The organism is Paenibacillus sp. Root444D2 (genome assembly GCF_001426375.1).
Lineage (GTDB): Bacteria > Bacillota > Bacilli > Paenibacillales > NBRC-103111 > Paenibacillus_E.
In genome coordinates, this window is sequence record NZ_LMEO01000052.1 from 276,245 (window position 1) to 297,211 (window position 20,967).

21 protein-coding genes, 1 pseudogene and 1 riboswitch are annotated in these 20,967 nt (G+C 44.9%); of the genes and pseudogenes, 4 read left to right on the forward strand and 18 right to left on the reverse strand.

Annotated elements, in window-relative coordinates; translation table 11 throughout:
* Positions 1–127: 127 nt before the first annotated feature.
* On the forward strand, positions 128–1,492 hold the full coding sequence (locus ASD40_RS34740) for a putative bifunctional diguanylate cyclase/phosphodiesterase (protein WP_057307699.1): 1,365 nt from the start codon (positions 128–130) through the stop codon (positions 1,490–1,492).
* Here the strand turns inward: ASD40_RS34740 and ASD40_RS34745 are convergent.
* From ASD40_RS34745 to zwf, 5 genes are all read right to left on the reverse strand, one after another.
* Positions 1,487–2,275, reverse strand: coding sequence for a YheC/YheD family protein (locus ASD40_RS34745; protein ID WP_057307700.1), 789 nt, complete (start codon positions 2,273–2,275; stop codon positions 1,487–1,489). The two genes, ASD40_RS34740 and ASD40_RS34745, sit on opposite strands and share 6 nt — an antisense overlap.
* Positions 2,241–3,404 carry a glycosyltransferase family 4 protein gene (locus ASD40_RS34750; protein ID WP_057307701.1) on the reverse strand — a complete coding sequence of 388 codons (1,164 nt, stop codon included), beginning with the start codon at positions 3,402–3,404 and terminating at the stop codon, positions 2,241–2,243. The genes ASD40_RS34745 and ASD40_RS34750 overlap by 35 nt, the downstream gene beginning before the upstream one ends.
* A gap of 151 nt (positions 3,405–3,555) precedes the next feature.
* Entirely contained in the window at positions 3,556–5,139 is a 1,584-nt protein-coding gene (locus ASD40_RS34755; protein ID WP_057307702.1) for a peptide chain release factor 3, read from the reverse strand.
* Positions 5,140–5,368: 229 nt separating this feature from the next.
* Positions 5,369–6,439 (reverse strand): metallophosphoesterase family protein, encoded by a 1,071-nt coding sequence (locus ASD40_RS34760; RefSeq protein ID WP_057307703.1) that lies wholly within the window; start codon positions 6,437–6,439, stop codon positions 5,369–5,371.
* 163 nt (positions 6,440–6,602) lie between these two features.
* Complete coding sequence (zwf, locus tag ASD40_RS34765) at positions 6,603–8,138, reverse strand: glucose-6-phosphate dehydrogenase (protein WP_057307704.1); 1,536 nt, start codon at positions 8,136–8,138, stop codon at positions 6,603–6,605.
* A 191-nt stretch (positions 8,139–8,329) separates the two neighbouring features.
* On the opposite strand from zwf, the gene ASD40_RS34770 reads away from it, so the two are divergent.
* Positions 8,330–8,704 carry a hypothetical protein gene (locus ASD40_RS34770; RefSeq protein ID WP_057307705.1) on the forward strand — a complete coding sequence of 125 codons (375 nt, stop codon included), beginning with the start codon at positions 8,330–8,332 and terminating at the stop codon, positions 8,702–8,704.
* A gap of 42 nt (positions 8,705–8,746) precedes the next feature.
* Here ASD40_RS34770 and ASD40_RS34775 read toward each other — a convergent pair whose 3' ends face one another.
* Positions 8,747–9,193: a GNAT family N-acetyltransferase gene (locus ASD40_RS34775; RefSeq protein ID WP_057307706.1), complete on the reverse strand. Its 447-nt coding sequence runs from the start codon at positions 9,191–9,193 to the stop codon at positions 8,747–8,749.
* A gap of 168 nt (positions 9,194–9,361) precedes the next feature.
* Between ASD40_RS34775 and ASD40_RS34780 the strand changes: the two genes are divergently transcribed.
* The gene (locus ASD40_RS34780) at positions 9,362–10,081 is read left to right on the forward strand and encodes a hypothetical protein (RefSeq protein ID WP_057307707.1); all 720 of its coding nucleotides are present in this window, start codon (positions 9,362–9,364) and stop codon (positions 10,079–10,081) included.
* A gap of 525 nt (positions 10,082–10,606) precedes the next feature.
* On the opposite strand, the gene lepB is transcribed toward ASD40_RS34780, so the two are convergent.
* The 6 genes from lepB to ASD40_RS34810 all read right to left on the reverse strand — a co-directional run bounded on the left by lepB (position 10,607) and on the right by ASD40_RS34810 (position 14,772).
* The gene (gene lepB / locus ASD40_RS34785; RefSeq protein ID WP_057307708.1) at positions 10,607–11,155 is read right to left on the reverse strand and encodes a signal peptidase I; all 549 of its coding nucleotides are present in this window, start codon (positions 11,153–11,155) and stop codon (positions 10,607–10,609) included.
* A gap of 26 nt (positions 11,156–11,181) precedes the next feature.
* Positions 11,182–11,829: a response regulator gene (locus ASD40_RS34790; RefSeq protein ID WP_056835817.1), complete on the reverse strand. Its 648-nt coding sequence runs from the start codon at positions 11,827–11,829 to the stop codon at positions 11,182–11,184.
* A gap of 53 nt (positions 11,830–11,882) precedes the next feature.
* Positions 11,883–12,944 carry a sensor histidine kinase gene (locus tag ASD40_RS34795; RefSeq protein WP_057307709.1) on the reverse strand — a complete coding sequence of 354 codons (1,062 nt, stop codon included), beginning with the start codon at positions 12,942–12,944 and terminating at the stop codon, positions 11,883–11,885.
* Between the two features lie 49 nt (positions 12,945–12,993).
* Positions 12,994–13,656 carry a cell wall-active antibiotics response protein LiaF gene (gene liaF, locus ASD40_RS34800; protein WP_057307710.1) on the reverse strand — a complete coding sequence of 221 codons (663 nt, stop codon included), beginning with the start codon at positions 13,654–13,656 and terminating at the stop codon, positions 12,994–12,996.
* A 172-nt stretch (positions 13,657–13,828) separates the two neighbouring features.
* Positions 13,829–14,455, reverse strand: coding sequence for a PspA/IM30 family protein (locus ASD40_RS34805; RefSeq protein WP_057307711.1), 627 nt, complete (start codon positions 14,453–14,455; stop codon positions 13,829–13,831).
* Between the two features lie 26 nt (positions 14,456–14,481).
* The gene (locus ASD40_RS34810; RefSeq protein ID WP_057307712.1) at positions 14,482–14,772 is read right to left on the reverse strand and encodes a hypothetical protein; all 291 of its coding nucleotides are present in this window, start codon (positions 14,770–14,772) and stop codon (positions 14,482–14,484) included.
* Positions 14,773–14,934: 162 nt separating this feature from the next.
* Positions 14,935–15,087, forward strand: a riboswitch (cyclic di-AMP (ydaO/yuaA leader).
* Positions 15,088–15,091: 4 nt separating this feature from the next.
* Between ASD40_RS34810 and ASD40_RS39300 the strand changes: the two genes are divergently transcribed.
* A complete protein-coding gene (locus ASD40_RS39300; RefSeq protein WP_057307713.1) occupies positions 15,092–15,883 on the forward strand; it encodes a stalk domain-containing protein in 792 nt (263 codons plus the stop codon).
* A 141-nt stretch (positions 15,884–16,024) separates the two neighbouring features.
* Here the strand turns inward: ASD40_RS39300 and ASD40_RS38360 are convergent, their stop codons facing one another.
* From ASD40_RS38360 to ASD40_RS34840, 6 genes and pseudogenes are all read right to left on the reverse strand, one after another.
* A complete protein-coding gene (locus ASD40_RS38360) occupies positions 16,025–16,195 on the reverse strand; it encodes a hypothetical protein (RefSeq protein ID WP_164484175.1) in 171 nt (56 codons plus the stop codon).
* 369 nt (positions 16,196–16,564) lie between these two features.
* Positions 16,565–17,047, reverse strand: a complete 483-nt coding sequence (locus tag ASD40_RS34820) for a DinB family protein (protein WP_057307714.1) — start codon at positions 17,045–17,047, stop codon at positions 16,565–16,567.
* 200 nt (positions 17,048–17,247) lie between these two features.
* Positions 17,248–17,796, reverse strand: a complete 549-nt coding sequence (locus ASD40_RS34825) for a pyridoxamine 5'-phosphate oxidase family protein (RefSeq protein ID WP_057307715.1) — start codon at positions 17,794–17,796, stop codon at positions 17,248–17,250.
* 72 nt (positions 17,797–17,868) lie between these two features.
* Complete coding sequence (locus tag ASD40_RS34830; RefSeq protein ID WP_057307716.1) at positions 17,869–18,186, reverse strand: thioredoxin family protein; 318 nt, start codon at positions 18,184–18,186, stop codon at positions 17,869–17,871.
* A 31-nt stretch (positions 18,187–18,217) separates the two neighbouring features.
* Positions 18,218–19,147: pseudogene (gene trxB, locus ASD40_RS34835) on the reverse strand (thioredoxin-disulfide reductase).
* Between the two features lie 621 nt (positions 19,148–19,768).
* Positions 19,769–20,959 carry a GNAT family N-acetyltransferase gene (locus ASD40_RS34840; RefSeq protein WP_057307717.1) on the reverse strand — a complete coding sequence of 397 codons (1,191 nt, stop codon included), beginning with the start codon at positions 20,957–20,959 and terminating at the stop codon, positions 19,769–19,771.
* Positions 20,960–20,967: the final 8 nt, after the last annotated feature.

The following is a 20,967-nucleotide window of genomic DNA, read 5'->3' on the forward strand; positions in this document are numbered from 1 at the left end:
TAAAGTTAACCAAGAAATTTGCTATTATTTGTAAAAATAACTAATTTATAATCTTGTCTACTGTTCGCATTTGGACTTATGATAAGGGGTACAGTGGACAACTATGATGTGGGAATGAGTGATAGCAATGAAAGCAGTCTGGCGCCTTTTTCACTTCGCCGCATCGGCAGCATTAGGTATTCTTAGGGGTAAGAAAATAATCACTCGCATTCACCATCGACAGCGACTTCAAGCATTATTAAAGCAGGCTATTGAAAGTCAATATCATGTTAAGCGCACAGCCCTTTTACGTTCTCTTCTCATCCTTGATATTGACCGGTTTCGCCAAGTTAATTTCTCGCTCGGATACAAGTCTGGCGATCTCCTTTTGGAAGCAGTGGGCAATCGTCTGCGGACCATACACGGCTGTGATCTTGTTGTTCAATCAGGAGATGATGAATTTGCTCTCCTTATACATGCTAATACCCAAGATCAGCTTTCCCAAACCATTCAAAGCATCCAGCACGTTTTTGTTACATCCTTCATCGTAATGGATCAAGAATGTTATATTACCGTGAGTATAGGTATGAGTGCTGTCGACATATCGCTTGCTACGATCGAACAAGCCTTGCATCAAGCTGATCAAGCTCTCCTAGCCGCTAAGCGTACAGGTAAGAACAAGCTTGTCACCTATCATTCATCGCACGTGCAGCGGTTCTCCAATCAGGTTCAGATGGAAACTGAGCTGAGGAAGGCTATACTTGAGAATCAACTCATCTTATACTATCAACCACGTCTTGAACTCTCCACTGGAAACATTATTTGTTTGGAAGCGTTGGTGCGCTGGAATCACCCGAAGCTCGGCTTAATTGCTCCAAACGAGTTTATTCCGCTTGCTGAAGAGAGCGGTTTGATTTTACAGCTTGGTGAATGGGTGCTCCGCGAGGCTTGTCTCCAAAAAGCGAGATGGCTGGAGGCCGGTATTTTGAACTATCAAATTGCTGTAAATATCTCCCCTTGTCAATTTCAAGATGAGTCCTTTTCTGATAAGGCCATTCAGATTATTGAGCAAACCGGCGTCGACCCTGCCTTTCTTGAATTTGAAATTACCGAAAGCTCCATTATGCAAAATATGGATACAACCGTCGCGGTACTGGATAAGCTATGTACGAAAGGGATTTCGATCTCGATCGATGACTTCGGAATTGGCTATTCATCACTTAATTACTTGAAACAATTCCCTATCCATTGTCTGAAAATTGACCGTTCTTTCGTTAAAAATATACATAGCAATAAAGATGATTGGGCCATTACAAATGCTATTATCCATCTCGGCCATGCTCTTGAAGTGCAGGTGGTTGCAGAAGGCGTAGAAGAATGGAGCCAGCTTGAAATATTGAAAGAAACAACCTGCACGACGATTCAAGGCTATTTATTAAGTCCTCCCGTATCCGCTATAGAAATTGAGCAAACCTTTCATAGGAATAACAACAGACCGGTTATGATTTCATAACCGGCTGTAAGCTTTGGCATAACGTCTCATTTTGGCAAAAATACGTTTGTCGCTCAATCTTCGAAAAATATAGGGATCAGGACTCGTATTTACTTCAAGAATCCATGGATGCAGCTTATCGTCCAAGGCAACATCGACACCGATCTCCTTAACCCCTTTATAACGCGTGTTAATCGCCTTAGCAATCTGCAACCCCAGAACATGCAGCTTCTTGACATAAACCTTTCGCTTACTTGAAGGCAAATACTTGTGGAGCAGCGTTTCCACCGGCTTCAATGTTCCCCCATTGTGGAAATTAGTAACCACTTTTTTAGGATGGGCTACTCTGCCTATTACACCCGTAGTCTCCCATTTGTGAAGAGGCGTTTGTTGAACCATAACACGAAGATCGAACCGGTTTCCTTTGTATTTGAGCAGATGAATCCCTTTTTGTACTAAATAATGCCGTTTTTTCGTCACTTTACTGATGGATGCATACATCTCATCAAATGTTCTAAACTGTTTTAATCGAACGCCTGACTGATACGAATATGGCTTTTCTGCCCCCTCCTCCGCCATTTCCACACGTATAACACCGTTTCCAAACATACCTACATTGGGTTTAATATACACCATTTTGTATTGGTTAAGCATTTCCCTTAGTGTCTCTTGATTCATTCGTTTAGTGGTCGGAACATATTGACGCAGCTTTTCCTTTGATTCAATTGCTTTTGTTTTGCCAATTTTGCTAGTGACGTACCTTGCTCTACTAAGACGAACCGGTTTCCTTGACGTATTTTTCATGTTTTGCCTCCAGCTTCAGTCTATAGAAGTCGGCCAAAGATTGTGCTGTGGCCTGCCAGCTGAATTGCTTTTTGACATCGCTCCGCGCCTGTTTGGCTAAACCCTCTGCCCATTCTTTCCGTTCGGCCACCGCCACAATACTCCGTGCGAATGCGCGAGGATCTCGAAATTCTTTAATCAGAACCCCGTTATGTTCATGCTGAATGACCTCTTTAATTCCTCCAATATCCGAGGCGATAACTGGAAGTCCAGAAGCCATCGCTTCCACATTCACCAATCCAAATGCCTCATGCTTTTGTGAAGGACAAACGAAACAATTCGCGAGTCCATATACTTCATGTATCTTTCGATGCGGAATATTACCTAGAAACTTTGTTGGCACTCCAAGCGTATTAGCCTTCCTTTTAAGCAGCTCCTTGAAACCCTTACCTTGCTCGCCCCCAGCAATCAACAGCTTCAACCCAGGGATCGATTTTCTAGCCAGATGAACAGCACGAATTAAAGTAGGGATGCCTTTGCGCTGGATAAGTCGGCCGACATAAAGGATCTGAAAACCGTTATTGCTAACCCGATACTTTCTTCTTAAACGTCTCCTCGCTTTCTCCGATTTTGGGCAAAATCTAGCCAATTCGGTCCCGAGGTAAATCTTGTGAAGCTGATCTCGCTGTTTCGGATACAGTCTTGTTAGCTCCTCTGCGAGTGAACTGCTGTTAGTTATAATCCAATCCACTTTATTCAAATGCTTGGAGCATCTACGAACAGAAGCATAGGGCGGCTTTACGAAAGTTAAGGAATGTAAGAATAAAGATACTGGCGTTTTCGGAAAATGGCGTTTGATGACGGCAGCATACTGGGGTCTGTTATCGACTTGAATCCAATCAAATGTCTTTCCTTTGGTTGCCTTAAGCACTTCCTTCAAGTACGTATGAGAGCTTCCCGTAGGTACTCTTATTATCGTAAGTTGACCTCGCCGCGAAATATGGCTATACCTAGGATGCTGCCGCGAAATAACGGTAACTTGATGCATTTTGGCAAGCTCCCGTGCAATGGAATGAATGCATATTTCGACGGAACCACCTAGAATTGGCGGTACTGGAATTTGTTCAGGAGCAATGATTAAGAGGTGCACGTCTCTAATTCACTTCCTTAGGGCTAGCTTAATGACAACTTATTAACCCGTACCTATTGTATGAAGCAAACCATCCATTGGCGACAAAATTGAAAGAAGAGGCTGTTCCCAGATTAAGTTCTGGAAACAGCCTCTTCTTCAATTACAACACTTATGGAGCGCTAGTTAAAAATTTAGCAGTCGGGTTTTTCTCGATCGAAGATCGCAGCGCATACTCGCTCTCGAACAAGCCTACGAAATTCCCTTTTTTATCTTTTACCAGCTGTGAGTTAATGCGGAATTTACTCGGATCCAGCTTCTCGTCTATAATCCAACGAGCGAACTGATAGTTCTGACGTTGTAGTAAAATGTCTACGCCATATTCGGATTTCATCCGGTGTTCAAGCACTTCGAATTGCAGTTGACCGACTACGCCAAGAATCATATCCTCGAAACCAATCGTGGTAAATACTTGAATCATACCTTCTTCGGTCAATTGATCAATCCCTTTGAGGAACTGCTTTTGCTTCAAAGCATTCTTGATCGAAACTTTGCTGAACAGCTCCGGAGAGAACGTAGGCAGCTCGTCGAAAACGACCGCTTCCCCTTCACTTAAGGAATCCCCGATCCGGAAAATACCGGGATCAAACAAGCCGATGATATCGCCCGGGAATGCCTCTTCAACGATGTCACGGTCTTGCGCCAAAAATTGCTGCGGCTGAGCTAACTTAATGTCTTTGCCAAGTCGAACATGTTTCACGGACATACCACGCTCGAACTTACCAGAAACGATACGCAAGAAAGCCACACGGTCGCGGTGAGCTGGATTCATATTCGCTTGAATCTTGAATACATAACCTGAGAATTTCTCTTTGGTAGGCTCTATGATGCCTACTGTGCTGTTGCGCGGCTCAGGCGCTGGCGCAAGCTGAAGGAAGTTCTCTAGAAACGTCTGCACACCAAAGTTGTTCACGGCACTGCCGAAGAAAACAGGTGTAAGCTCGCCTTGCAGCACTTTCTCCATATCAAACGGATCACCGGCTATATCGAGCAGCTCGATATCCTGGCTTAATTGTTTGTGCAAGAATTCGCCGGCAATTTGCTTCACTAATGGATCATCAACACCATCCACCTTGCGCACTTGAATCTCTTTGTGGTCTTCACCTTGATACAGCTCTAATTGTGATTTCCCGCGGTCGTAAACCCCACAGAACTGTTTACCCGAACCAATCGGCCAGTTCATTGGATACGAACGAATACCCAGTACTTCTTCTAATTCCTCTAAGAGTTCAAACGGATCGCGGCCCTCGCGATCCATTTTGTTAATAAACGTGAAGATCGGAATTCCGCGCATTCTACACACCTGGAATAGCTTCTTCGTCTGCATCTCGACCCCTTTGGCTACGTCGATCAGCATCACCGCGCTATCTGCAGCGGTAAGTGTTCGGTACGTATCCTCACTGAAGTCTTGGTGACCAGGTGTATCCAGAATATTCACGCGATGCCCTTCGTAGTCGAACTGCATAACGCTGGACGTTACCGAAATTCCACGCTGCTTCTCGATTTCCATCCAGTCGGATGTCGCATGTTTGCTAGCCTTACGTCCTTTGACCGTTCCGGCTAAGCGAATCGCGCCTCCGAATAACAGCAGTTTCTCGGTTAATGTTGTTTTACCCGCATCCGGGTGAGAAATAATCGCGAACGTACGTCGCTTAGCGACTTCTGTTGCGAGAAGTTTAGTGAGTTGAGTTGTCATCTGTTAGATTATTCCCTTCTTGTTTTACATATAGAGGTAGTTTAAAAAGTTCACTTTGATAACGAAGTTATTCAGGAAGCATCTCGGCATCGAATCTTGAACGAAACCGGGAAGTCCGGTACTCACGTAGCAAATCTCTACGCTCCGTTCCTCCTTCTCCGGACTTCGTCCAACCTTCTCGGTTCTGAAAGCGAGCTTTTTAAACACGCATATAATAGCTTACTATGAATCAGGCTTGAACTTTCTGCAAATCAATACTCCAATTCGCTTCATCTAGGAAAGTTCGATTGCTAAACTCTCGGCCGCGCACGACGACCTTATCCGCAAATACTTGCACATAGATGCCCTGTGCTTTATTTTTGGCTTCTTGCTGGTACGCACGGTTAAGCGTTCTTCCAACCGAAGCATTGTGGAAATAATGGAAAGATTCCTTCACATAATGCGGTGTCCCATTCTGGAAATCTTGGTGGCGATGTCCGCAGAACACGAACACATTCTTATAAGGCTTTAACGTCTCGCGGAACTTGATTGCACGTATTAATTGATGTGATCCCCCATCTGTGCCACTGGCCGGCAGCGGTTGATGCGTCATCACGAACAGTGGTCTTCCTGGTTGATAGAGGCTTTTTACCCGTTCTTTGAACCATTCCAGCTGCTCATCGGAATACCAAGCTCCCTCACCGACCTCTGGCTTCTCCTGCACGTACGCTTCTTGTGAAAGCAGCAAGATGGAGTGACCCTTGGTCGTAAAATCATTGTAGAGTTGCTTGTAACCAAAAAACTTCTTGAACGACTCTCGGCTCATCGCGTCACTTTTGCCGTTAGGAACAGCTGCTTGATCCCAGTTATTCGCTTTATTAATCCAGATGGAGTAATAATCGTGATTTCCCATGTTCGCATGAACAGGCGGAAGTTTATATTCACTTACAATGGTACGCAGCTCCTTATAATCTTGTTCCGTTCCTGTGTCCGTCAGATCGCCTGTTAGCATGATAGCATCAACAGGTCCGTCAAAATGTGTAATATCATCAAGCGCTTGTCTTAATTTCTTACCCGTAAGTGCATCACCTATACTGATATGAAGGTCGCTTAATATAAAATAAGACATGAGGGGACCTGTCGGCAAGGGTTCTGCCGAAGATTGTGCCACGGATTGAGAAGGCTCTGGTTTCACAGATGATAGGGCGGGCTGAGCATCTGGAATAAACTTTTTCTTCACCATTTGACTAAAAATCGCACTTAAACCAACGAGTGCAGCCCCTATTGCCAGCAGCCATCTGATAAAAGCTCTTCGTGACATATACGCACCTCATGTAATGAATAGTAAAATTTACTCCGTAATATTTATTATACCACAAAAAAAATCCAACAGGCAGAGTCGCCAGTTGGATGTTAAGCTTGTTACCTCAAGGATAAACGGCTTACGCCGTCCATAACGAGCGCGTTTGTCAAGGTTGAATCAACTAGGTTAAAACCGTTGTTTTTTGAACGGCTTCCCAATCAACTTCACCTTCATTTTGACCGTTAATCGGCCACCACTTGAAGCCGTCATCGCTTAGGAGTTTCGATGCCTCTTCAGGCCCCCAAGATCCGGCTGGGTAGTGTTTCAGATCTTCCGTCTTCTCACTCCATGCTGCTGCAATACGATCCACATAGGACCAAGCAAGCGCCACTTCATCCCAGCGGGTAAAGTACGTGGAATCTCCACGCGTTGCATCATAAAGCAAACGTTCGTAAGCCTCCGGTGTATTGATACCGATCTGACAGCTTTGGCAGAAATCCATCGCTACTGGTACGATGACGCCTTCCGACCCTGGCTGCTTCGCATTCATTTTCAGATAGATGCCTTCCATCGGATTCACACGGAAAACAAGCAAATTCGGCTCCAACTCATGCTTCTTAGCCAAATACACATTATTCGGGATATTCTTAAATTCTACAACGACCTCCGTCGTTTTAACTGGCAGCCTTTTACCCGTACGAATGTAAAAAGGTACACCTGCCCAGCGGAAATTATCCACGTGAACCCTGGCTGCGAAATAAGTCTCTGTTGTCGATTGCGGATTCACCGAATCTTCTTCGCGGTAAGCTGGCAGTCCTTTGCCTTTGGACGAGCCACCCGCATATTGACCGCGGACCACATTCGCACGGACATCTTCGCCGGATTCGAATAAGCGGAGGGAACGCAGGACCTTCACCTTCTCATCACGGATATCTTCCGGATGCAGACGGCTTGGCGGTTCCATTGCCATCATCATCAGCATTTGCAGCATATGATTCTGACCCATGTCTCGCAGGGCGCCAGAGTGATCATAATAACCGCCGCGTTCTTCAACGCCGACAGTTTCACTTAACGTAATTTGAATGTTAGCTATGTATCTGTTGTTCCAAAGTGGTTCAAAGAAGGCATTCGCGAAACGAACGAACTCAATATTTTGTACCATTTCTTTACCTAAGTAGTGATCAATGCGGTAAATATCTTGCTCTTCAAATACTTGACGAAGTTGTCCATTCAAGCGCTCAGCAGATGGCAGGTCGTAACCGAACGGCTTCTCAATAACGAGACGGTGCCAGCCATTGGTTTTGAGCAATCCACCTTCACTTAAGTTGTACGATACGTTACCGAAAAGCTCTGGAGCCAGAGCCAGGTAGAACAAGCGGTTCCCGCCGGTCTGATACTTCTCATCCAGTTTAGCTGTCAGTACATTAAGTTCATGGAAACCAGCAACATTATTGATATCCAATGACATGTATTCAAAACGCTGCGCGAATCGATCCCATTCCGCCTCATCCGTCACTTTATAACGGGCAAAATCCTCAATCGAATGCTTTACATCATCACGAAATTGTTCATTCGTACGAGGTCTTCTAGCCAAACCAACTACGGCAAAATTTTCTCCTAACTTTCCTTCACGATATAGGCTATAAAAAGCAGGAAACAGTTTTCTTTTCGCCAAATCGCCCGTTGCTCCGAAAATATAAAACACAGCTCCACTCATCTATGCATCATTCTTTCTCTATTAGGATTAGTTAATATGCTTAGCATACCTAAAATAGTCAAGCTATTCAACTTTTCTGAGAACTTTCTCTCATAACTTTTTCTTATGAGAATATAGACATTCGTCTATACCGTTCCGCCCGGCCATGAATAGGCTGAAAGTACACAATAACACGGAGGTGCTAAGATACGATGCAGCCTATATATCCGATTACTGATAAAACTTGTCAAAGCTTTTACGGAAAGCCTGTTCTAATATTTTTAAACGATGGCTCCGAAATCTTTGGTGTATTAAGTCGTATTGAAAAAAACAAGCTGATTCTGAATGATGATGCCACTCCAAAGCTCAACACGACAACGAAGAAAACCAAAAAAAACATTTCCAAATCAAAAACAGTTAAAGCGAAGCAAGCAAAATCACCAGATCAAACCTCATTCTCGGGTACAGCAGCAGAGGGGTATTCTTCCTTTGGCCTTCCTCTCTTAAGCTTCGGTGGCGCGGCCCCTGGCTATCGAGGCGCAATCGATATTCAACTCGAAAACGTTGCAGCTATGTTCAGTGAATGATGAAAGGGCTGTGGATGAAACCATCATCTGCAGCCCTTTGTCTTATCTTCTCAATTTCTTACTCATTTTATAGCAGCTTAGCTCGGGAATAAACGAATGGACTTCGTAACCTTTGCGTAAGTAAAATTGAATCGCTTTAGGATTGCTTTCATCAACAAAAAGTTCAGCAGTCACACAGCGCTCACTTTTCCCGTACTCTTCGGCGACCTTCATAAGCTGCTGCCCCCAGCCTCTCCCTTGCTCACGAGAATCGATGGCTAGCATATCAATGAATAACACACTCGATTTACGAATCATCGTGATGAATCCGAACGGCTGTTTATACCCTTTGGCAGTAACAAACGTTTTGTTCTGATTCAGTCTCTTCCGTATTTCTGAAAATGTTACAGAAGTACCTGTGTCATAAAGTCTAGAAAAAGGTACTAACTGTTCAACGACTAATCGATGAATCGCTCGATCGTCAATGGAAGCCATTCGTTTGCGTATCACTTGGCACCGCCTCCACAAGAAGCAATAATGCTATCTTATGTTGGCAAGACTGCAAATGACTCCGCTTGATTAGGCAGCTTTTTTTAACTATTCTAACAAAGCAAGTACCAATTTACCCCAGCCCTTACGAATGCTATACTATGATTAAGCGAAAATGAGGTGATCTCCATGATTTATGCGTATCCTCCAATCATGGCTTTGAACAGCTATCAAACTCACAAAGACTACTACCGGGTAAGCGCGGTAAGCGGTATTGCTGGAGGTAAATCAAGTACCATTCGACGTCCTCTTGACATGCCTTATGAAGAGTTAGCCTATAAACAACACGCTCAGTCTGCCGCGAAAGGTGTAGCCGAATTTGTTCAATCTGCACAGAACGTTAAACAATCGGCACAATCCTTGGTGGAGTCTCGACTTTCTGCTATTGCTTACAAGGCAACACCACTTTCGTCAGAAGCCGATAGCGAATCCATCATTGAACCTATACGTCAATTCGTACATACATATAATGAATTTCAGGACAGTTTGCGGGATTCTCCTGAGTATTTGAATCGTTCTCTTCTCATAGGACTAGAGCAAGCCGCTAAGCCCTATTCTCTGAAAGAGATTGGGATAACAAAGCTGGATGACGGAAGCTTAGAACTCAAAGAAGATCAACTTCAAGATCAAATTAAGAACCAATCTAGCTCTACGTTAAAAAGTCTTGGCAGTATTACAAACTTCGCCGCCACACTCTCGAATTCGATAGGACAATTGCAGCAATTGCCATCGGAGTCGTTGTTCCAAATGTCTCGTTCACAGCTTAAGCCTTACGGCCAATATCGATCTCAGCTCCAAGCTTATCTGCCGGTACCGATGAGTGGATTGCTGCTTGATATTCAGATGTGAGTGACAATTCAGAATTGTATAAATCTTATTAGAAATGTTCTGGATGGTACACAGGTACACTTGATCGTGTCGAGATAAACCTCTATTGATGTCGTTCGAAGATGATCGACCGCAATGAGAATCCCTATTTGCCGTTGATTGATGTTGTAGAAAATGCAACAATTACTGCCTAAATCTCTCCTTTTCCCCTCTATTGTTGCATCATGTACAACAATTTAGTCCTATAAAGGTCATTTTGCAAGAAATGGGCTCAAAATGTTGTACAAACTGCAACTTCAAGTTGCAAAATCGCCTTTAGGCGCGCAAATTGTTGTACGCAGTACAACTTATCTTTCCAATTTTTAAAAATCAGAAACTAAACGCTAGAGAAGCAATACTTACTTACCGAATGCTATGCCTATCATATTATTAAATTATATCAATTTCTCAAAAAAACAACCCTGATTTTATACTTTCTGATATAAACAAAAAACAACCCTCGAATGAGCCCATGCACATGCATGCTCACCCAGAGGGTCGCTTTTATTAGAATAGCTTCTTACCTAATACATGATCAAGAGGGATGTATCCGATCACTCTGCTATCCATACTATTATTTCGGTTATCTCCCATCACGAAAATATGATCGGCAGGCACTGTCCATTTCTTGTTCCCATTAGCTCTCATTGCCTCGTTAATGTAAGGCTCATCAAGGGGCACGCCGTTGCGGTACATCTTATCGTCCTTAAGCTCCAATTGATCTCCCGGCTTACCAATCACCCGTTTGATCCAGACATGTTTATCATCACCACTCGTAAATAAACTGAGCAATGGGCTGTCTAACAAGTCGTTCTTGAATGTTCTCTTAAGATCGACTCTAGAGTCGATAATAACAATATCCTCATAGTTAGGTTCATATTTAAACGTATGAGAAAGCTTTGATACATACACGCGTTGACTGTCATGCAGCGTCGGATCCATGGAATGTCCCATTACCTTTGTGGATTGGAACACGAAAACACCAAGAAATACGACTAAAATAAACGAAATGGCAATGGAACCAAACCAGCTCCAAATTTGCTTTAATAAATTCATTCGTATCGCTCCCTTGTGACTATTTGCTATTCAGCCAAACCATGTTTAAAGGCATAGATGGCGGCTTGTGTTCGATCTTCTACACCTAGCTTGGCCAGAACATTGGTGACGTGAAACTTTACCGTCTTCACACCGATAAACAAATCATCCGCCAGCTCTTGATTGGATTTACCTTTCGCAATCAAGCGAAGCACTTCCATTTCACGATCGGTTAACTCCTCATGCGGTTCTGCAGCCGGCTTAGGCTGACGAAAACGATTCATGATCTTGGAGGCGACCTGTGACTCCAGAATGGACTGCCCTTTAGCCGCCGCTCTGATCGCTTGGGCGATCTCGGAGGCACGTGATGTTTTGAGCAAATAGCTGAAAGCCCCTGCTTCAATCACTGGATACATTTTCTCATCATCTAAGAAGCTCGTCAACACAATGACTTTGCAATCCGGGTAAAGTTGCAGCAGCTTCCTTGTCGTTTCGATACCGTCCATGCCTTCCATGACCAAATCCATGAGCACGACATCCGGTCGATATTCCTGTGCTAGCCGAATGCCATCATGACCATTACTGGCTTCCCCGACCACTTCAATACCATCCTCTGTCCCTAGTACAGCTGCCAGTCCGATCCTGACCATCTCGTGGTCATCGACAAGTAAAACCTTGATCAACGCGTCTTCCATTTGCTTCTCCTCTCGATAGAAACTATTTTTACCAGGCAATCTATGATAATGGATTAACTTTCAACCGAATATTCAGTAGCCAGTATAGGCACACGAATTTCAATACGCGTACCTCGATCAGGCGCCGTAATGATATCCACAGAGCCGCCAATTTCATTAACCCGCTCCTTCATGGACACTATACCATACGATGTAAGCTTCTTAGCATCTAATTCAAATCCGACCCCGTCATCGCGTATCGCAAGCCGAACACCGTCAGGACGATGCAGCAGCTTCACTTCCAGCTTATTCGCCTTAGAATGACGCAGAGCATTAGAAAGCGCCTCCTGTACAATACGGAACAGATGGTCCTCAATCCCCTTATTCAAGCGGATATCCTCGTCCATATCCCAAGTAATCGCCATGGGTACTTTAGCCGCAAGCTCCTTCAGAAGCTCGACAAGTCCTTCGGACAGTCGTTTTCCTTCCAGGTGGATAGGTCTTAAATGCAAAAGCAAGGCTCTCATTTCCGATTGGGCAACAGAAGCCATCTCCTCGATGAGATGAATTTGCCGTTTAGCCTTCTCGAAATCTTTATCCAAGGTCCGCCCTACTGCTGTTGCCGTCATCGATATCGCAAATAATTGCTGGCTCACTGCATCATGAAGCTCACGCGCCAATCGCTGTCTTTCTTCAATTACGGCAGACAGCTTTGCTTTCTCCGCAAGCTCCGCATTATCATTGGATAAGCGTTGTAGGGAAGTAACCTGCTCTTCCCACCTTTTCATAATACGGCCTAACTGATCCCCTAGGCGTCCGATTTCATCTTCACCGTGTTGGAAGCCGCCGCGGGCAAACGTCCCTTTTTCGAGCAAAATCATCGTTTCCATCATCGGCTCAAGCCTCCGAGTAATTCGGTTGCTATTCCAGAAGCCATACACAGCGCCAATGCCGCCTATTACCAAAATCGCCATGAATGTAAATTTAACGCCCTCTTGCCAACTCGCAAAGGGCAATATCAGATTGCGTGAATTCAAAAAATAAATGATCGCGCCAAACACAACGAAACTAAAGATGATCGATTCACTCATGCTGCGCCATATCATATTCGTTAATCGCCGTTTATAGCCGTCCAATTGGTGATGAACCTCCTCGAGATCTTTACGCGTGCCTAAGCGCACATTCTCACAATACTTTGATCTTGATATCTCCTATGATGTAAGAAAGCACAAGTTTCACGCGGTGATCGCAAAGTTCATAGTTAGGGGACTGCCAAATCAGCTTGTTCATAACCCCTGACTCACGCTCATTCGCAACTTGAATCTGCCCAAATGAGATGGAAGCCGTCACAGCGACACCGATATCCTCCGGCACTTTTATATCTACATCCCCTACAACGCCTTGCAGGATGACCGTGGTTTCCTTTTGCTCCAAAATCGCAAGTGAAAGATCAATGTAGGTTTCTCCAATAATGTACCAAGTTGAACTGTTCCGTAAAATCCAAGGCTCACGGCCTAAACGGACGCTATCCACCAATTTCTGCTTTTGCATGTACGTATCGTCTTTGTGTACTTGCTTAGATCGTATGAAAAACAAACCTAGCGAAATTAAAACAATAGAGAACACGATAGTAATGTGATCACCGAATAAAATCACTGCCCCTACGCCGATCAGTACATAACCTTTGCGCTCTTTGCGTGAACGGACCCGATGAATGCCTAGCAAGATGAGGATAATGGCAAGAATGGGGAAAAAGCCTATCGTATGATCTAGAAGCAAAAAAAGACCGGCTCCAATCAGCACTAGTGCTGTATTGCGGTTACGGTTGCTTTTAGTTTCTTCTCCCATCGCTGCACCTCCTCTGGCTGACTTTTAATTAGTTCATATAGATTCCTAGCATACCATAAGAATGGACGACCTCCAAGATGCAAATCCTTGCGCGGCAAGGCTTCCGTATGAATCATGGAGGTCAAGGGCTCCTCAGCGCCTACTTATCAGGCGCTGGAGGGATAACACGCGGCTATTTCTTGCCGCGCGGATCGGTATCATCACTTGAGCGATGCTGCTGCCACTCTTGCTGGAACTTGCCGCGCAGCGTGCGCAGTTCCTGCTGAAGGTTGCCGCCGGCTTCCTTCAGCGTCTCTTGCGACAGGCGGCCCGCTTCGCGGAGCCCCTGAAGCGCTTCCCGGCCGAGCTCGCGGCCGGTCACTTCCAGCTCGCGCCAAGTATCGCGAGCCTCTTTCTCGTGCAGCCCGCCGCTCGGCGGCTGCACCCCCTCGGCTGCGTGCCCCGCACGCAGCCCGCGCAGTTCATCCGCGAGCGCCAGGCACACGTCCTGGCTGCTCGCGTACTGCGCGCGGTAGTGCTCGCAAGCGGCTTCCTCGCGCTGCTTCTCTTGCAGCGCTAGCCGCGCGAGCTCTTCATCGCCGGCGCGCATCGCCAGCTCGGCCTGCTCGCCGCGCAGCTGCGCCATCTCCTCTGCGTTCACACTGTGGCTTCGCAGTTCAATAGTTCGCTGCAGCGCATCCTGATAGCGCTGTTCCAGCTTCTCGATCATGCTGCTCCCCCGATCATGGTGATCAAGCTTGCCGGCCGTTTCATGCCATGCTGCTTCTGCCATCTTTCCAATGCGATCCAATATACTCATGTTGTTACACCCCCATTACTGTTGATTTAAAATTCATTTCGTTTCTTCAATAAATGAATACCATACACCACTAAACATGCTGCGAACGCAATCGCGATGAAGCCCGATAGTTTAATAGTCAGTATCAAGCCGCCCAAGCCGGCGAAAAACCATCCAATTTTCTTCCCATTCTTAATCCCTACATAGCCTAATCCAAGCATAGCTGCCGGGAATAAAAAGCCCATTAAATGAACATGACCACCCAAATGATGCAGACAAATAAGTAAACCTGCCGTGATTAAAACTAGTGCCAACCCTTTTGATCGATCCATACTCATTCTGTTTACCGCCCTTCACGTGTTCTTCATGCTTCTATCGTACCTGAAACAGCTATACGTCAAAACGGACTCGCGACTGTTTTTGTACCTAGACCTAAGTCCAGTACGTGCTAAGACCTCCATCCATATTTTGGTCGTTGTCCCGCCGAGCCTCGAATGCTAAACTATTTGAAGCCGAGTCCGGTGCACAGACAAAGTGCCGGTACGGGGGACGATTTACATGGGGTGAATATTTGCTCTTCAAAGGAGCAGACTAGGGAGAACCTTCTTCCCGAACCCGTCAACTAACCTCGAAGGCTCATTGAAGGAGGATTACCAATTGCATACAATTACTAAAGGGTTAACTAGCCTTGCTGTGTCTTTAACAGTGTTGGCAGGAGGCTTTCTTTCCCCATTTACGGCGCATGCCGCTGAGATGGACGTGAAAGTGCAAGTCAATGATGACTTGGTTCAATTTCCGGATGCTCAACCATTTCTAGATGACAATCATTCTACCCAAGTACCGATTCGTTTCGTAACGGAGAAGCTTGGTTATGACGTGAAGTGGCAAAGAGAAGGCGATGAGATCAAGGTCACGCTAAATAACGACAAACATTCGATTACCTTAGTATCGGGACAAAAGGAAGCTGAAATCGATAGCAACCGTGTCGAGATGGACACACATGCGGAATTCCAAAATGGACGCGTATACGTTCCTCTTCGTTTTTTAAGCAAAGCATCCGATATTCCCGTTCAGTGGGACGCTAGCAGCAAATTAGCTATTCTAAGTAAAGATGGCAATAAGCATGCGCCAGATTATGAATTGTTTCAATCTACTGCCTATTCAGCAGATCCATCTGAGAATGGCGGCTACGGAGCTTTTGATTATATGGGGAATCCATTAGGTATTGGAACCGTTGCTGTTGATCCCTCGGTGATTCCTCTTGGATCTAAGCTCTATATAGAAGGTTATAATTTCAATGGCCTACCTGCAGGCGGCATGTATGCTTATGCAACAGACACAGGCGGTGCAATCAAAGGCAAACGTGTTGATATCTTTATCCCAGGATCCAAGAAATCCTTGCAGAAGTTTGGTATCCAAACCATTAAAGTTTACAAACTATCCAATTAAAATAGCTTATAAGAAAAAGCTTGATTTCTGAGATTTACTTCTCAAGAAATCAGCTTTTTTTATTTAGGGCAGAACAACCAGAAAAAAACTAGAAAGGCTGCTCTCCATCCTATTGGGATGAGAAGAGCAGCCTGCAGTTACTTAAACTTGATTCTTGGGGATACCATTTAAACTTGGGACGTAATCAGGTGCCTCGTTGCTCGATAGCGTTTGAGCTTCTTCCATGAAATTAGCGTTATTTTGCTGATTGTTTTTCTTATCTGCTTTGTTATCTTCACGGTCATACTTGGGATCGGCGTCATTTTTGGGCATAGCGTTCACCTCCATTGTCTCATAGTTAGTATGAGAAGGTGGCTTGCATTCTATCCCAGTTATCTGGATCTGGTGCTGCCCCTTATTTGACTGAACTACCCTCGAGGGTTTTTGTTTTTCTTATTTCGTGTTAAATGTATTTTTGTTCGCATCAGCGCGAATGGGCTCCATCGGAAATGGCTTCGCTGCATACCATTGACAGGCTATTCATCGCCTTTCAGCAATAGTTTACTTTGCCGGTTAGCCGGATCAATGGAAAATAGATAGAAAAAAGGTACAATCGCTTCTTCTTTGGAAGTGATTGTACCTTTTTCTATTCCGACGAATTTTATCAGGAACCTCTCATTTTGAGGCTATTTTTCGCTTTTGCTATTCTTGGGACAATAATCTTTTATAAGTGGAAAGGATTCCGAAGTGCAATCCTTCATGGTATAGGTTATAGCGGAGCGATTGCTCTGGAGTTACTAGAGCGAGTCCCGTGGACGTATTAATCGCAGCTACATTTTCGTTCAAGCGGTCCATCGGATACTGCTTGCGAATTCTATCCAGCTGTTCTGTCAGCAGGGTTTTCAGTTCTGGCAATGTCGGATTAGGAAGCGAAGCGGGGTACGTGTCCAATGGCGACTTTCCGGAAACGAACCGATCAGTAAACCCTTCTGGCAGATGAAGCGGGATATTCAGCTGCGATAGCGCCAAGTAATCCGTAACGAAATAGATGTGACCAAGGTGCCAACGGATATTATTGCGAAAACCAGCAGGAATGCGGTCCGCGAGTTCCTCAGTTAGGCCTTCCAATTTTCCCAGTGTTTGTGCTCTAATATTGATCAATTCTTCGAAAATAGTTGTTTTCATTTAGTATCGCTCCTCGATTGTTTATGAAATAAAGTTACTACGGCGTATCCCGGAACCGCTCTAAACGGTTTTGCCACGAGAAATCTTGCGACAACCTGATGAAGGTTGAAGGTTCCGAGCACGAAAAGAGCCGCGATCGAAATCTGATTTTCCCGAAACAACCGTTGTGGCTATCTCGGGCGGTTCTTTGAACAGAGGAGTTACGCCCGGTCGTTCTGAACTGTTCTACCTTCATAGAACATGCGATCCGGGATTTCTTCTTTCTCTTTGGCTGTCAAGGACTCCGCGCTTAATTTAAAGATGGCGGTTTTACTACCTAGTGGGGAAACGTACCGATCCAAATGACTCCGCCCCAGCGGCCGATCATAATAGCCTGGCACATATTTGTCCAGCATGACCTGCATGGCGGCCGTAGCTTCGTCTAAATCGGTTACGCGTTCCAAGTTGCCTTCGATGATGATACTCATAAAGGCGGTATCCGTTTTAGCGGGTATCGGGCTCGTGATGGTTCCGTAATTTTCGCTGATGGTGAAACAGGCTCGAGGGTTTTGCTTGATATAAGTGATTTTTCTTCCTTCTTCCGCCCCATGAAAATAAATGGCGTTGTTCAGCCAAGAGAAATTGAGTGGAATGACATAAGGAACATCTTCTGAAGATAGGCCGAGAAATCCAATCTGGGCTTGTTTAAGAAAGTGCTGGATTTTGTCGGCATCCGTCGAGCTGCGTTTCACATTGCGAAGTGGAAACATCGTATTCATCACCTTTCAAATAGTGGGGATTGGTAAATAAGAAAACGTTCGATATTGGGTTAATGTTACGAATTAATTGATCGTATCCAAATACTCTCGGATTTGTGCAGGGGTCTTTGCAAATTTGCTGTGCAGATGAGCTAATTTCTCCCCACTCTTAAATACGAGCAAGCTGGGAATTCCTCTGACGTCATATTTTTCGGTAAGCTCTTCGAATTGCTCGGAATCTACAGCATAGAATTGCTTATCCGAATGTTCGTTTATAATATCACCGATAAACAGTTCCAAGTTTTTACAATCATGACACCAAGTCGCATCGAATTTCATAATTGTGTAGCCTTCACCGTTGATTTTCTCCTGAAATTGCTGTTGTGTTTGAATACGTTCCATGGTTATCGATCCCTTCTCCATATATTGTGAATTAATGGTTTTCGTTATGCTCCAAAAATTTCTCGACATCGATAGCTGCCATTGCACCGCTACCCACGGCCGTAATCGCCTGACGATATTTGTTGTCCTTGACATCTCCACATGCAAACACGCCAGGGATGCTTGTTTCGGAAGTGCCCGGTTTAACAATTAGATAACCGACTTCATCAAGTTCCAATTGTCCGTTTAGGAATTTCGTATTCGGCGTGTGACCGATTGTGACGAAAATGCCATCCGTCTCGATAATTTCTTCCTCACCCGTCGTATTATTTCTTACTTTCAACCCGTTTACTCCGTTGCTGCCTGCTACTACCTCAAGCGGTGTTTTGTTCAAGCTCCACGTAATTCTACTGTTATTGCAAGCGCGGTCCTGCATAATTTTCGAAGCTCTAAGCACCTCGCGACGATTGACAACACGTACTTCGGAAGTAAATTTCGTAAGGAAATGAGCTTCCTCCATGGCGGAGTCGCCACCGCCTACAACGATGATCTTTTTCCCTCGGAAGAAGAAACCGTCACAAGTGGCACAGGTGCTCACGCCATGCCCAATATTTTCTTTCTCGCCGGGAATACCCAGATATTTAGCCGAAGCACCGGTCGAAAGTACCAATGTTTTGGTTATAAGCTCTTCTCTGCCTTAAAGCATCAGCTTAAATGGACGAATAGATAAATCGACGCTATTAACCCAGCCTGTACGAAATCTAGCACCAAAGCGCTCTGCTTGCTTTCGCATGTTAGCCATGAGTTCCGGTCCCATAATTCCGTCCGGGAACCCTGGAAAGTTTTCAACCTCTGTTGTGGTGGTTAACTGCCCGCCTGGTTCGGGGCCTTCAATGACAAGTGGATCCAGATTGGCACGTGCTAAATAAATAGCAGCGGTCAATCCTGCAGGACCTGTTCCTATCACGATTGCGTTATACATAATGTGAACTCCTCCTTTGAATAATAGGATAACTAAATTATCAGCGAAATTCTGGATTCACCGTATGTTCCATCCGGTATAATGGGGCCAACGAATTCCTCCTTCATTTACGTAACCATTTATTTTAATAACGATGGTTACGAAATGTACTATATCATGAACCATGACGATTGGCAAGTAACTAGATAAATAATATTTTGGTTGTTACAACACAGACGCATCACATAAAAGAAATGGAGATGAAGCACAATGTTATGGGACGATTTTATGAAAAGCGATTTTCACGACTGAAGAGGCAGCAGTTACACCGAAGACCGACTGAACAAGCCGGGCTGGCTGGAACAATGGCTGACCATTCATGACCTTCCTATCGGGACATTTCATCGGCGGAAGAATTGGATGATCTGAAACAGTTGAGGGGCAACGATAAAGTTTGCAGCAATCCGATGCAACCATTCTAAGTCACTCTTTAGTCCGAAGTTGCATGATTTTCTGGAAATACCGCCAAAGGTAGCAAGCCACTTTATTCGGTAAAGGACAGAGAAACTTCGCCGAAATGGTCTCGTAACTAAAAACGGCCCCTATGGTTTTATACCAAAGGTGCCGTCTTTTTTTATTTATTTAAAAGAAATCCGCTAAATAGGTAATCCGCCGCGGAATCGCATCTTCCAACCGGCTAACAAGTTCCTCAGAGCCTTGAAGACGCTCGATTCGGGCCATAAATCCTGCTTTCTGATAACCCATGAACAAAGCCGTCAACGTCTGTATGTTACAGCTTAGTAGATGGTCGCCAGCAGGTATTTCATCTTCAGATAACTTCGCTACAACGGCCGCCTTCCCATTGTCAGTAAACTGCAATCGATAGACACCTTTGTTCCAATCCGCATGCGTGTCTGAAATATGTAGATATATGGTCTCCGCCCCATCGCGGGCTTCAAACACATACTCCGTCAGAAAAGCTTCTACATCCACAATTCTCGCCGAGAAATAAGTAATCTTCTCTTGTTTGAACTTTGGATCGTGCAACAGAAATGGAAGTTGGTCATCTACAGGTGCTTTCACTTCGACTTTGGTGATCATCGAATCATGATCTGCTATGAATTTCCATAAGCCGCGTCTTGCTTCCTCGTCAAGAAAAACCAACTCATGGATGGTCGCCAACGAGTCCTTTATCTGGTAAAATACATAGCCCCGCTGTTCCCCTTGAGCGTTCGTGTAGACAGCAGCTGTACCCTTTTTAAACTTCAAATAGCGATTATTCCACCAGTCCGCATCCCGCTCCATCATACCATTGTATGCTTTTGCAAACTTAGCGTAGATCGGATCCAAAATCTCTCCGCTTTTCGCTACACGTAAGATCGAGCTGCCCTCAGCAGCTTGAAACTTAGGAAGCTTATCTACAGGAATTTCATATTTCAAATAATCCACGTAGGTTTCCCAGCCATATTTCCGATAAAATTCAAACTTAAACGGCGCAAGAAAGGAAATTGTCTGCCCCTGTTCTCTCATCGCTTTAAGCGCTTGAACTAGAAGCTGCCCCACCATCCCATTGCGTCGGTACTCAGGCCATGTTGCAACGCCCGCAATACCGCCCATTGCGAAGCTCTTCCCGTTTAACCAAGTCCGAAAGTTAAGTACGGTGAGCTTTGCAGCCATAGCGCCGTCAACGAAATAACCCCACACTTGATTAGGATCTGTAGAGCCTATCCGCTCTGCCTTTTCCTCTGCGGTAAGCTCATATTGAAAAGCAAATTCAGATAGAGAAAAACTCTCTAGAAGCTCCTCTTGTCGTAATGTGCGAATTTCATTCATCTCAAATC